This is a genomic window from Pantoea sp. YU22 (assembly GCF_003970755.1).
Classification (GTDB): domain Bacteria; phylum Pseudomonadota; class Gammaproteobacteria; order Enterobacterales; family Enterobacteriaceae; genus Pantoea; species Pantoea piersonii.
In genome coordinates, this window is record NZ_RYDU01000005.1 from 93,951 (window position 1) to 106,334 (window position 12,384).

11 protein-coding genes are annotated in these 12,384 nt (G+C 60.3%); 6 read left to right on the top strand and 5 right to left on the bottom strand.

All coding sequences use genetic code 11. The annotated features are described in order from the left end of the window. Positions 1–235: 235 nt before the first annotated feature. Positions 236–508 (bottom strand): YdgH/BhsA/McbA-like domain containing protein, encoded by a 273-nt coding sequence (locus EKL29_RS09795; protein ID WP_120457641.1) that lies wholly within the window; start codon positions 506–508, stop codon positions 236–238. A gap of 251 nt (positions 509–759) precedes the next feature. Here EKL29_RS09795 and narQ point away from each other — a divergent pair, with 251 nt between their 5' ends. The 3 genes from narQ to acrD all read left to right on the top strand — a co-directional run bounded on the left by narQ (position 760) and on the right by acrD (position 6,443). After that, a complete protein-coding gene (gene narQ, locus EKL29_RS09800; RefSeq protein ID WP_126689524.1) occupies positions 760–2,448 on the top strand; it encodes a nitrate/nitrite two-component system sensor histidine kinase NarQ in 1,689 nt (562 codons plus the stop codon). 75 nt (positions 2,449–2,523) lie between these two features. Then, positions 2,524–3,156, top strand: coding sequence for a response regulator (locus EKL29_RS09805; protein WP_126689525.1), 633 nt, complete (start codon positions 2,524–2,526; stop codon positions 3,154–3,156). 170 nt (positions 3,157–3,326) lie between these two features. After that, positions 3,327–6,443 (top strand): multidrug efflux RND transporter permease AcrD, encoded by a 3,117-nt coding sequence (gene acrD, locus EKL29_RS09810; protein ID WP_126689526.1) that lies wholly within the window; start codon positions 3,327–3,329, stop codon positions 6,441–6,443. 96 nt (positions 6,444–6,539) lie between these two features. Here the strand turns inward: acrD and ypfM are convergent, their stop codons facing one another. Then, on the bottom strand, positions 6,540–6,602 hold the full coding sequence (gene ypfM, locus EKL29_RS23560) for a protein YpfM (protein WP_143806259.1): 63 nt from the start codon (positions 6,600–6,602) through the stop codon (positions 6,540–6,542). 384 nt (positions 6,603–6,986) lie between these two features. Between ypfM and EKL29_RS09815 the strand changes: the two genes are divergently transcribed. The 3 genes from EKL29_RS09815 to EKL29_RS09825 are packed head-to-tail and all read left to right on the top strand — an operon-like array spanning position 6,987 to position 8,699. Continuing rightward, the gene (locus EKL29_RS09815; protein WP_120457633.1) at positions 6,987–7,355 is read left to right on the top strand and encodes an ArsC family reductase; all 369 of its coding nucleotides are present in this window, start codon (positions 6,987–6,989) and stop codon (positions 7,353–7,355) included. Position 7,356: 1 nt separating this feature from the next. Next, positions 7,357–8,484, top strand: a complete 1,128-nt coding sequence (dapE, locus tag EKL29_RS09820; protein WP_120457631.1) for a succinyl-diaminopimelate desuccinylase — start codon at positions 7,357–7,359, stop codon at positions 8,482–8,484. Between the two features lie 23 nt (positions 8,485–8,507). Further along, on the top strand, positions 8,508–8,699 hold the full coding sequence (locus EKL29_RS09825) for a YpfN family protein (RefSeq protein ID WP_120457629.1): 192 nt from the start codon (positions 8,508–8,510) through the stop codon (positions 8,697–8,699). Positions 8,700–8,750: 51 nt separating this feature from the next. On the opposite strand, the gene ypfH is transcribed toward EKL29_RS09825, so the two are convergent. The 3 genes from ypfH to EKL29_RS09840 all read right to left on the bottom strand — a co-directional run bounded on the left by ypfH (position 8,751) and on the right by EKL29_RS09840 (position 12,338). Further along, positions 8,751–9,434, bottom strand: coding sequence for an esterase (gene ypfH / locus EKL29_RS09830; protein WP_120457627.1), 684 nt, complete (start codon positions 9,432–9,434; stop codon positions 8,751–8,753). A gap of 73 nt (positions 9,435–9,507) precedes the next feature. Beyond that, on the bottom strand, positions 9,508–11,481 hold the full coding sequence (locus tag EKL29_RS09835) for a tRNA(Met) cytidine acetyltransferase TmcA (protein WP_126689527.1): 1,974 nt from the start codon (positions 11,479–11,481) through the stop codon (positions 9,508–9,510). Next, the gene (locus EKL29_RS09840; protein WP_120457623.1) at positions 11,481–12,338 is read right to left on the bottom strand and encodes a neutral zinc metallopeptidase; all 858 of its coding nucleotides are present in this window, start codon (positions 12,336–12,338) and stop codon (positions 11,481–11,483) included. Before EKL29_RS09840 ends, EKL29_RS09835 begins: the two co-directional genes overlap by 1 nt. Positions 12,339–12,384 lie beyond the last annotated feature (46 nt).

Genomic DNA, 12,384 nt, shown 5'->3' on the forward strand with positions numbered 1-12,384 from the left:
AAACGATTGCGCGCGCCATGCGAAATGGGGTAACTGCCCGACTTATCTGCCTGTGAGTTATAGGTAAAGCGGCAGGGGAAATTACGGCGATGAATCCTACCCGTTCTGCGTGAACGAAGCAAAAGATACCGGTAAGGCGCACAAAGTGTTTTGTAATAATCGGGTTTGCTGCACAAAAAAACCGGTCACTAACGGACCGGCAAAGGCTACAGGGAGGGAAAATCAGGGCTGAGGGTTAGCGATAAATCTCTGCGGTGCCGCGCCACAGGCTGGAGTCGCCCGGGTTTTCGACGCCGATAACACGGTAGTGGCTTGCGCCCATCGCTTCAGCTTTTTGCGAAAGCTGGCGCGTTGCGTCATCCAGCGAGCCGCGCGCGTTGGTTACGGAGACGCTGCCGATGCTTTGCAGACCCTGCGCCTGCGCCTGGTTTACCGGCGTGGCCGCCAGCGTGGAGAACGAAGCGGTTGCTAACAGGGCGCCAGCCAGAATCAAAACAGGTTTTTTCATCGCATGCTCCTTGGTTTGCAGGTGGTTTGCTTAATGCCGTTTAGAATTATTATCGCCACAATGAAAGCCAGTCTTTGGCCGGTGTAAAGCTGTCTCCTTTTTAGGCATCGCACTGCGCATTCTCCTGGGTTATGTCAGCAGAGCTTCTTTTTTGTGCAGAATGTAACCCAGCGTGTCGATAGTATCAGAGTGGCCTGGCGGCTTACCGCCCCCTCCTTTATAATGCCCGCACCAAAAACAGGGATATTACCGTGATTGTGAAACGTTCAGTGACCCGCAGTATCGCTCAGGCGTTGAGTGCTATCGTTCTGCTGGCGCTGCTCACGACCGGGCTGGCGCTGATGACGCTCTCCAGCAGCCTGCGCGACGCCGAAGCGATCAATCTGGCCGGTTCGCTGCGCATGCAGAGCTACCGGCTGGCCTGGGACAGCACCAGCGATCCGCAGCAGATCCGGCAGCATCTGCTGGAGTATAAAGAGACGCTCAATAAACCCGCGCTGCGCGATCTCGATCGTCCCTGGGTACCGCAAGAGGTCATCAGCCGTTATCACCATCTGCGTACCGCCTGGCCCGCGCTACAGCAGCAACTGGAGCGCGGCGACGCACGCCTCTATCAACAGCAGGTGGCGAGCTACGTCGGCGAAATCGATCGTTTCGTCATGGGGTTGCAGCACTACAGCGAAAGGAAAATGGAGCTGGTGGCGGCCAGCAGTCTGCTGGGCCTGGTGTTAATTGTGGCGCTGGCGTTAGCCACCATTCGCTACAGCCGCCGCCAGGTCGTGCGTCCGCTCAATGCGCTGGTGACCGCCAGCCGCTATGTTGAAAGCGGCAACTTCGACTTTCCGCCGCTGATAGTAGAGCAGAACAACGAACTGCGCGTGCTGGCGCAGACTTTCAGCGCCATGGCGGCGCGTCTGCACTCGCACCATCAGGCCCTCGCCAGCGCGGTAGCAGAGAAGACGCGCGATTTACAGGAAGCTAACCGTACCCTGTCGCTGCTGTATGAAAGCTCGCAGATGCTGACCGCCCGGCCGCTCAGCGCGGCGCTGTTTGAAAGCGTCATGGCGCAGGTGCGCGAACGCGAAAACCTGCGCGTGCTGGTACTGGAGAGCGCGCATGGCCGGTTTAGCACAGGCGAAAGCGATAAGACGCTCAGCTGGCACAGCGTGCCGCTGCAGCAGGATGATGAACAGACCGGCGCGCTGCGCTGGCAGAGCGAGCAGACCCGGCCGCGTCAGGCGCTGATGCAGAGCCTGGGAAATATGCTGTCGCGCGCCATCTGGATCTGGCAGACGCAAAAGCAGGTTCAGCAAATGCTGCTGATCGAAGAGCGCGCCACTATCGCGCGCGAGCTGCACGATTCGCTGGCGCAGGCGCTCTCCTTTTTGCGTATACAGTTTACGCTGCTGCGCCGCGCCCTCGGCGGCTCGAACAGCGAGGCGCAAAGCATTATCGCTGACGTTGACCGTACGCTTTCAGATGCTTATCGCCAGCTACGCGAGCTGCTGACGACTTTCCGCCTGACGATTGAGCAGGCCGATTTGGTTGCGGCGATGCAGGCGATGATCGCTTCGTTGCAGGAACAGGTTACGGCTAAAATTAGCTTTAGCTTTCAGCCCGGCCTGGAAACCCTGGATGCGCAGCAGCAGGTTCACTTGTTGCAGATAGCCCGCGAGGCGGTGCTGAACGCCATCCGCCACGCCGATGCCGCGACGATAAGCGTACGCTATGAGCGCAACGCAGCAGGAGAGCATTTACTTACGGTGACTGACGACGGCGTCGGCATCGCCACTACAGAAGAGCCGCAAGGCCATTACGGTTTAACCACCATGTCGGAGCGCGCCGCACGACTGGCGGGCGAGCTGACGATTCAGGCGCAGGCGCGCGGCACCCAGGTGGCGCTGCGTTTTCCGCCGCAGTCCGCAACGCGGCTGACATAATAGTATTGCGTTGACTGCAACGCGCCTTTTTAACCTTTTCAGAAGCGCTTTTCGCGTAATTCCCCGGGAGTCAATATGCAACAACCCACGCTGACGGTAATGATCGTGGACGACCATCCACTAATGCGCCGCGGTATTCGCCAGCTACTGACGCTGGAACCCCGGCTGGAAGTGATCGCCGAGGCCAACAACGGCACCGAAGCGCTGGCCGAAGCGCGCCGCCTGGCGCCGGATATCATTCTGCTCGATCTGAATATGAAAGGCATGTCGGGGCTGGATACGCTGAAGGCGCTACGTCATGAAGGGATCAGTTCACGTATTCTGATCTTTACCGTATCGGATGCGCGCAGCGATATCGACGCAATGGTTGATGCTGGCGCCGATGGCTATCTGCTCAAAGACAGCGATCCGGAACTGCTGCCAGGACAGATTCTGCAGGCGGCGCGCGGCGAGAAAATCTTCAGCGACGCAGTATGGGACTATCTTGCCACGCGCCAGCACAGCGCCAGCCCGTTTCGCCAGCTGACCGAGCGCGAGCGCGATGTGTTGCAGGAGGTGGCGCGCGGCCTGTCGAATAAAGAGATCGCCGCCACGTTGCATATTTCAGAAGAGACGGTAAAAGTGCATATCCGCAATCTGCTGAAAAAACTTGATGTTCGTTCGCGCGTCGCCGCCACCGTAATGTGGCTGGAGAGCCGCAACAGCTGACCTGACGGGGGATTTACACTTTCTCCACAATTTCTCCACGATATCCTGACTGACAGCACGTAGAGTAAGTTTCGGCAGAAACCGTCTCTTTCCCTGCCCGCACGACCCGCGCGAAGCGCGGGCCGCATTCTGATAATAAAAGCGAAACGCTGCTGAGGAGTGTCGACTCGATGTCGAATTTTTTCATCGACCGTCCCGTTTTTGCCTGGGTGCTGGCGATTTTAATCAGCCTTTGCGGCACGCTGGCGATTATTTTTCTGCCGATTGAGCAATATCCCGACCTCGCGCCGCCCAATGTGCGTATCACCGCCAACTATCCCGGCGCCTCGGCCGAAACGCTGGAAAATACCGTTACGCAGGTTATCGAGCAGAACATGACCGGCATCGACAACCTGATGTATATGTCCTCCAACAGCAGCAATACCGGCCAGGCGCAAATCACGCTCACCTTCTCCGCTGGCACCAATCCCGACGAAGCGCGGCAGCAGGTGCAAAACCAGCTTCAGTCCGCGCTGCGCAAGCTGCCGCAGGCGGTGCAGTCTCAGGGGGTGACGGTCAATAAAACCGGCGACAGCAATATCCTGATGCTCGCCTTCGTCTCTACCGACGGCAGTATGGATAAACAAGACATTGCAGATTATGTCGCCAGTAATATTCAGGATCCGCTGAGCCGTATCGATGGCGTCGGCCAGGTCGATGCCTACGGCTCGCAGTATGCGATGCGCATCTGGCTCGATCCCGCCAGGCTTATCGCCTACTCGCTGACAACCGACGACGTGGTAAGCGCTATCGAAGCGCAAAACGCGCAGGTCGCCGTTGGGCAGGTTGGCGGTTTGCCGTCAGTGGACAAACAGGCGCTGAACGCCACGGTCAATGCGCAGTCGCTGTTGCAGACGCCGGAGCAGTTCAAAGCCATCACCCTGAAAACCAATCCCGACGGTTCGGTCGTGACGCTGGGCGACGTGGCGCAGGTGGCGCTGGGCGCGGAAAAATATGACTATCTGAGCCGCTATAACGGCCAGCCGGCGTCGGGTCTGGGCATTAAGCTCGCCTCCGGCGCGAATGAGATGAATACCGACAAGCTGGTGCGTCAGCGCGTGGAAGAGCTGTCACACTTTTTCCCGCACGGGCTGGAAGCCAAAGTCGCCTATGAAACGACGCCGTTCGTTAAAGCCTCTATTATTGACGTGGTGAAAACGCTGCTGGAGGCGATTGTGCTGGTATTCGGCGTGATGTATCTGTTTATGCAGAACTTTCGCGCCACGCTCATCCCCACCATCGCGGTGCCGGTGGTGCTGCTTGGTACCTTCTCTGTGCTCTACGCCTGCGGCTTCAGCATCAATACCCTCACCATGTTCGCGATGGTGCTGGCTATCGGCCTGCTGGTGGATGATGCCATCGTGGTGGTGGAAAACGTCGAACGCATTATGAGCGAGGAGGGCCTCTCACCGCGCGCGGCGACGCGCAAGTCGATGGGGCAAATCCAGGGCGCGCTGGTCGGGATCGCGCTGGTGCTGTCGGCGGTTTTCGTGCCGATGGCCTTTTTCGGTGGTACGGTCGGCGCTATCTATCGTCAGTTCTCGATTACCATCGTTTCGGCGATGGTGCTGTCGGTGCTGGTGGCGATGATCCTGACGCCTGCCCTGTGCGCCACGCTGCTCAAGCCGCTGGCGCAGGGAGAACATCATGGCCGTCGCGGTTTTTTCGGCTGGTTTAACCGCCACTTCAACCGCAACGCCGACCGTTACGAGCGCGGCGTCGCGCGCATTCTGCTAAAAGGCGGCTGCTGGCTGCTGCTCTATCTTGCCATTATCGGCCTGATGGCGTTCCTGTTTACCCGCCTGCCGACCTCGTTTCTGCCGCTTGAGGATCGCGGCGTCTTCCTGACGCAGGTGCAGCTGCCGCCAGGCGCGACGCTTCAGCAAACCTCCGACGTCGTGGCGAAAGTCGAAAACTACTATATGACGCAGGAGAAAGAGAACGTGCTGTCGGTGTTCTCGACCATCGGCTCAGGGCCGGGCGGCAATGGTCAGAACGTGGCGCGACTCTTTGTGCGTCTGAAAGACTGGGAAGCACGCCCCGGCGCGGATCGCACCTCTTTCGCCATTATCGAACGCGCCACTAAAGCCTTCCGCGCCATTAAAGAGGGTCGCGTTATCGCCAGCAGTCCGCCAGCCATTACCGGCATGGGCAGTTCGTCTGGCTTTGATATGGAGCTGCAGGATCACGCCGGTATCGGCCACACACAGCTGATGGCGATGCGCGATAAGCTGCTGGAGATGGCGGACAGCAACCCGTCGCTGTCGCGTGTGCGCCACAACGGTTTGGACGATAGCCCGCAGCTGCAGATCGATGTCGATCAGCGCAAAGCGCAGGCGCTGGGCGTCTCGATCAATACGATCAACGATACCCTGACGACCGCCTGGGGGTCGACCTACGTTAACGACTTCCTCGACCGCGGACGCGTGAAAAAGGTCTACGTGCAGGCCGCGCCGGCATTTCGCATGCTGCCGGACGATATTAATCAGTGGTACGTGCGCAACAGCAGCGGCGGTATGGTGCCCTTCTCCGCTTTCGCCACCAGCCGCTGGGAGACCGGCTCGCCGCGCCTGGAACGCTACAACGGCTACTCCTCAATCGAGATTGTCGGCGAGGCGGCGCAAGGCGTCAGCAGCGGCACAGCGATGGATGTGATGGAACAGCTGGTGGAAAAACTGCCGCTCGGCGTCGGTTTTCAGTGGACCGGCGCCTCGTATCAGGAGCGGCTGTCAGGCTCGCAGGCGCCTGCGCTTTACGCCATTTCACTGCTGGTGGTTTTCCTCTGTCTGGCGGCGCTCTATGAGAGCTGGTCGATTCCCTTCTCGGTAATGCTGGTGGTGCCGCTCGGCGTGGTCGGCGCGCTGGTCGCCACCTGGCTGCGCGGGCTGGAAAATGATGTCTATTTCCAGGTAGGGCTGCTGACGGTCGTGGGCCTCTCGGCAAAGAACGCTATTTTGATCGTAGAGTTTGCCAACGAGATGAACAGCAAAGGCGGCGAGCTGGTCGAGGCGACGCTCTCCGCTTCGCGCCAGCGCCTGCGCCCGATTCTGATGACTTCGCTGGCCTTTATTTTCGGCGTGCTGCCGATGGCGATCAGCGCAGGCGCCGGCTCCGGCAGCCAGCACGCGGTCGGAACCGGCGTTATGGGCGGCATGATCTCCGCCACGCTGCTGGCTATCTTCTTTGTGCCGCTGTTTTTCGTGCTGGTGCGTCGTCGCTTCCCGCTGCGGGCAAAGCCGCACGACTGAGTGCAAAAGTAAAGGCAGCCACCGAAGTGGCTGCCTTATTGCTATGTGTGGTCAGAATCAGAGCAAGGGGGAATCTTCCTGCCTGTTCGCCGCGCGTTACTTGTTGCGTAACATCGCCGCGATGAATTCTTTCCAGTTCCCCATTTCAGCGTCAATCATATAGACCTCTCTCTTATTGTGCTGTCGATTCTACGCGTAAATTTTCGTCAGGTGAATACGGTTACACCTGTTTTCACTATCGGCAAAGGCGATTAATTACTGTAGTTTTTTCGCTCTGCTAGCTGACGCACATTTCAGCAAACCGCTATAAACGCAGAGAAAAAGCTGCTATTAACCGGACCAGCTCGCTTAAGCACACTCTAAGATAATTCTTAACAGGATCATGATAAACAGCGTGACAATAACCCGCACGAATGAAAGCGGTTACTAAGACAAATCCTAATGATTTTATTCGCGTTATTTCGCTGCTTTTCCCGCGAGGCGGGTTAGCACGCTGGCTCACTGTGGTAAACTGATGCCCTCATTTTTTGACGAGGGATCCTGATGACAGCGCAGTGGGTGATGTACGGCATAAAAAATTGCGACACCATAAAAAAAGCGCGCCGCTTTTTAGAAGCCGCCGACATCGACGTCGCGTTCCATGATTACCGCGCCAGCGGGCTGAGCGATGCGCTGCTGACGCAGTTTATCGATCAGCTAGGCTACCAGACGCTGCTTAACACGCGCGGCACGACCTGGCGCAAGCTGCCGGAAGCGGAACGCGACGCCATTACCGATAGCGACAGCGCCAAAGCGCTGATGCTGGCGCAGCCCGCCATCATTAAACGTCCCCTGCTGCGCGCGCCGGATGGCACGCTGCTCTCCGGCTTCAGCGAAGCCGCTTACCACGCGTTTCTCCAGGAGAAGTCATAATATGTTCTGTCCTGTAATCGAACTGGCGCAGCAGCTCATCCGCCGCCCCTCGCTGAGCCCGGATGACGCGGGCTGTCAGGCGCTGCTGATCGCGCGTCTGGAAGCGATTGGCTTTCACGTAGAGCCGATGCACATCGACGACACGCTAAACTTCTGGGCGACCCGCGGTCAGGGCGAAACGCTGGCGTTCGCTGGCCATACCGACGTAGTGCCGCCGGGTGACGCCAGCCGCTGGATCAATCCGCCCTTCGAACCCACCATTCGCGACGGCATGCTGTTCGGCCGCGGCGCGGCGGATATGAAAGGTTCGCTGGCGGCGATGGTGGTCGCAGCGGAACGTTTTGTCGCGGCGCACCCCAACCATAAAGGCCGCCTGGCGTTTTTAATTACCTCTGACGAAGAGGCGAGCGCGAAAAACGGCACGGTGAAGGTGGTAGAGCGTCTGATGGCGCGTCACGAGCGCCTGGATTACTGCCTGGTCGGCGAACCCTCCAGCACCGAAGTGGTGGGCGACGTAGTGAAAAACGGCCGTCGCGGCTCGATGACCGCCAACCTGACCATTCATGGCGTACAGGGCCACGTCGCCTATCCGCATCTGGCGGATAACCCGGTGCACCGCGCGATGCCGGCGCTTAATGCGCTGGTCGCCACCGAGTGGGATCGCGGCAATGAATTTTTCCCGCCGACCAGCATGCAGATCGCTAACGTGCAGGCTGGCACCGGCAGCAACAATGTGATCCCGGGCGAATTCTTTGTGCAGTTCAATTTCCGCTTCAGCACCGAACTCACCGATCAGATGATTAAAGATCGCGTCGCGGCGCTGCTCGACAGCTATCAGCTGCGTTATACCCTGGAGTGGGCGGTTTCTGGTCAGCCGTTCCTGACGGCGCGCGGCAGGCTGGTTGACGCCGTGGTTAAGGCGGTATCGCACTATAATGAAATTAAGCCGCAGCTGCTGACCACCGGCGGCACCTCAGACGGGCGCTTTATCGCGCGAATGGGCGCACAGGTGGTTGAGCTTGGCCCGGTGAATGCCACCATTCACAAAATCAACGAATGCGTGAAGGCAGCCGATCTGCAGACGCTGAGCCGCATGTATCAGCGCATTATGGAACAGCTGGTCGCCTGATCGCGATCGAGAGGAGCAGGCAAATGGAATTTATTAAAGATTACTGGTGGATCATTGTGATCCTGTTGCTGGTCGGCGTACTGATGAATGTTTATAAGGATCTGAAACGCATCGACCATAAAAAATATATGGCGAATAAACCCGACCTGCCGCCGCATCGCGACTTTAACGATAAGTGGGACGATGACGACGACTGGCCGAAGAAGAAGAAGTAACAGGTCAGACTACGCTTCCCTGCTGACGCCCTCGCCTGCGCGAGGGCGTTTTTACATCATCATAATCACATCGTCGTCGCCCGGTTTCGCTCCGCTTAACGCCTCATCGAAATAGCGCTTCGGCACGGTGTAGTGCAGGTGCTTCAGCGCCAGCGCCATGCTGCGGTCGTCTACCGCGTGCGGCAGATCTTCCACAATATCGAGCGTCACGTCCCCGCCCAGCGCGGTCAGCCGCTGCGCAGCCTGCTCGGCGTGCTGCATCGGGATCTGCTCGTCATACTCGCCGTGGATTAAATGGATAGTGGTGCGCGTCGACGCCTGCTCCGGCAGCGTAGCGTAGCGGCCGCTGAAAGCCACGACGCGGCCCGCCAGATCCGGCTGCGCTTTCACGCCCTCCAGCACCATGGTGCTGCCCTGCGAGAATCCCACCAGCGCGGTAGCGTCGGCGCGCACGCCGCTCTGCTCCTGCCAGTGTCGCACTGAATCGACGAACTGGGGCAGTACGGCGTTAACCCGCTGCTGCTCGCTCTGGTCGTGCTGCGCGGTTTCACTGAACCAGTAATGGCCCGGCGCAGGCGCGCCGACCGCCACTACCTGCGCCTGCGGAAACTCGCGCGCGAACCAGCCACCCAGCTGCGCCATAGAGTGGGGATTATCGCCGACGCCGTGGTAGAGCAGGAACAGCTGCTGCGCTGTCGCGCTCGGCTGCTGAACAATAACGTATTGCAGTGTCATATCGACCTCCTCGGATCACTATACGCCGCCTTGCGCGGAGCGCTATTGGGAAAATTTGAACAAGTTTGTGGATTTATTCCACTTGCTGACGCAGCTGACTGGCGCGCGCCGCGTCCAGCGCGCTCAGGGCGGCGGCGGCGTCAAGGCGGAGTTGAGCGACCAAAGCCTTGCGCCCGCTCAGCCCCGCCTGCTGCGCGAGGTGGCCAATATCCGCCTGCGGCTGCAGCGCGGCCTTCAGCAGCGGAGGAACAGAAATCCTGGCGGCGAGCCGGTGCAGCACCGGCAGGCTCGCCTCAAGCGGTCGCTGCGCCCAGGCGAACCCCGCCGCCAGCCAGGCGTCTTCGTCGGTGAAAGAGAGCGGCATCTCAGGCAGCGCAATGGACTCCGTTACCTGCTGACGCAGCTGCGGCCAGTCGCGCGCCAGCCGCTCAGCAGCACGCTGCTGAAGATCCGCGCCTGCGGGCGTCAGCGCGCGCATCGCCATCGCCGCATAGCAGCCGCTGCTGGCCTCGCGCTGCGTGCCGATGCGCACCAGAGTAAAGCCGCAGGCGCGCCAGAAGGCCCACAGCGCCTCGGTATAGCCGAAGCTGACAGAGAGAAAATCAACATCCTGTCGCCTCTGCGCAGCGGCCACTAATGCCTGCCCGATGCCCTGACGACGCTGTTCCGCCGCCACCGCGATGCGGCTGATACGGCGGGACCGCAGCGTCGCCGCCTCGACGAATCCGGCGTGCGCGGCCAGCGACTGTGCGACCAGATTGCCGCGTGGCCGTCGCCTGCCCGCCCAGACCGCCTGCGCCAGTTCGGGCGTTAAGCCGCCCTCCTCCACCAGCCAGAGCGCGCCCTGTAAAGCGGACGCTTCGCCGCTCAGCCACAGCGTCATGCCAGGCGCATCCATTAACCGCCTCAGATCGAGCGGCGAGGTGCGATAGTGCGCGCTGGCCAGCAGGCGGTATGCGGCCTCCGGCTGCGCGGGGTCGTCGCGCCAGGCATCGGCGGGCATGAGCCGCGGCGCGGCGGGCAGGGAAACCGGCACGGGCGCGGCGTCCTCAAACAGCAGCGTCTGGTTGATCCAGGCTTCCAGCGGATCCTGACGCGACCAGCGCAGCGGCTCATCCAGCGTAAAGTAACGCACCTGCGCCAGTCCGGCGCAGAACTTCAGGATAAAACCTCGCCCGGTGCCCTCGTATCCCTGAACCGTGGTAGTCAGCAGCACGCGCGGGAAGCGTGCCACCAGTTGGGTAAGGAGCGGCGCAGGGATCGCCGCGGCTTCATCGACTATCAGCCAGTCAGCGGAGGGAACATCGGGCTGAGCGAGAATGGCGTCGGGCGCCATAAAGTGAAAATGATCTGCCGCAAAGCGCATCACCACCTCTGTAGAGGCTTTCGCCGGCGCGGTGATAAGCGCCCGGGGGATCTGCTGCGCCAGCATTCCCGCCAGTGCCGATTTGCCGCGGCCGCGCGGTGCGGTAAGCACTGCGACGCCTGACGTCATCGCCAGCAGCTGCTGGACTATCGCACTTTGTTGCTGCGGCGCGCGGCACTGCCAGCGAGGCATGATTGGCAACGGCGCGATACGCGCAGGCTCATCCTGTCGCAGCAGCGCCACGCCAGGATCGGCGAGCACCATTTTTTGCAGATGGCGAACAAAGTGCGGTGCAGGAAGAGGATGAGCGACGTCGGCCCAGCGCAGGCTGTCCTCGTCAGGCTGCTGCGGCCAGCGCATCCACGGCGGCGCTAACAGCAGTAGCCAGCTTCCGGCGCGCAGCGTGCCCGCCAGCGCGGCGAACGCCTCCGCGTGAAAACCGCGGCGCGCATCGAAAACAGCGTGAGTAAATTCGCGGCCGAGCAGCGTGCGTAACGCCGCTGGCGCGCAGTGCGGAAGGTTGTCGTCGACGGGGGCATCACTCACCACCAGCCAGTCGCCGGGTAAAGCGGCGCGCCATTCGGCGACGCGCGCCAGCGACCAGTCCGACTCGCCGCTAATGACGCAGAGCCGTCTGACGCCCGCCTGCTGCATCTGACGGCTGAGCTGTTCAGGCGACATCAGTTAGCTGCAAAGGTGTTGCACTGTCCAGGATCGCCGCTGTCGAATCCGCGTTTAAACCAGCTGTAGCGCTGCTCCGAGGTGCCGTGCGTAAAGCTGTCAGGCACCACGCGTCCCTGGCTGCGCTGCTGCAGGCGATCGTCGCCAATAGCCTGCGCCGCGTCGAGCGCCTGTTGCAGGTCGCCGGTTTCCAGCCAGTTATCTTTGCTGACGTAGTGACCCCAGACGCCAGCGAAACAGTCCGCCTGCAGCTCCATTTTTACCGACAGATGGTTGATTTGCGTCTGGCTCGCGCCCTGCTGCATTTCGCGCACTTTCGGTTCGATGCCGAGCAGTTTCTGCACATGATGCCCCACCTCATGCGCGACAACATAACCCTGCGCAAACTCGCCACCCGCGCCGAGCTTGTTTTTCATTTCATCGTAGAATGACAGATCGATATAGACGCGTTGATCCGCCGGACAGTAAAACGGCCCCATCGCCGTCTGGCCAGTACCGCAACGGGTCTGGGTTGCGCCGCGGTACATCACCAGCGTCGGCGCGGTATACTCTTTGCCCATCTTCTGGAACAGCTTGCTCCAGGTATCTTCGGTGGAGGCCAGGATAACGCGGGTAAATTTCGCCGCTTCGTCGTCATTGGTGCTGACGCGCTGCTGCTGGCTGGTGGGCGCGACATTGCCACCGGTAAGCAGCCCCGTCAGGTCATAACCGTAATAGCCAGCGACCGCGACCACGACTAACAGAATAATGCCGCCCTTCCCGCGCGGCAGCCGGATCTGCCTTCCGCCGCCATAGGCTGGCCCTTGATCTCGACGGTCTTCTACATTGTCGCTCTCGCGACGTCCTTGCCAGCGCATAATCTGCTCCTGATTAAGATAGTTACCGTGATTTTAGTTGCGCGGC

Bases quoted from the DNA above. Each gene is read 5' to 3' on its own strand.
- EKL29_RS09795 (WP_120457641.1), bottom strand. From the start codon at position 508: ATGAAAAAACCTGTTTTGATTCTGGCTGGCGCCCTGTTAGCAACCGCT.
- EKL29_RS09805 (WP_126689525.1), top strand. From the start codon at position 2,524: ATGCAACAACCCACGCTGACGGTAATGATCGTGGACGACCATCCACTA.
- acrD (WP_126689526.1), top strand. From the start codon at position 3,327: ATGTCGAATTTTTTCATCGACCGTCCCGTTTTTGCCTGGGTGCTGGCG.
- EKL29_RS09815 (WP_120457633.1), top strand. From the start codon at position 6,987: ATGACAGCGCAGTGGGTGATGTACGGCATAAAAAATTGCGACACCATA.
- dapE (WP_120457631.1), top strand. From the start codon at position 7,357: ATGTTCTGTCCTGTAATCGAACTGGCGCAGCAGCTCATCCGCCGCCCC.
- EKL29_RS09825 (WP_120457629.1), top strand. From the start codon at position 8,508: ATGGAATTTATTAAAGATTACTGGTGGATCATTGTGATCCTGTTGCTG.
- ypfH (WP_120457627.1), bottom strand. From the start codon at position 9,434: ATGACACTGCAATACGTTATTGTTCAGCAGCCGAGCGCGACAGCGCAG.
- EKL29_RS09835 (WP_126689527.1), bottom strand. From the start codon at position 11,481: ATGTCGCCTGAACAGCTCAGCCGTCAGATGCAGCAGGCGGGCGTCAGA.
- EKL29_RS09840 (WP_120457623.1), bottom strand. From the start codon at position 12,338: ATGCGCTGGCAAGGACGTCGCGAGAGCGACAATGTAGAAGACCGTCGA.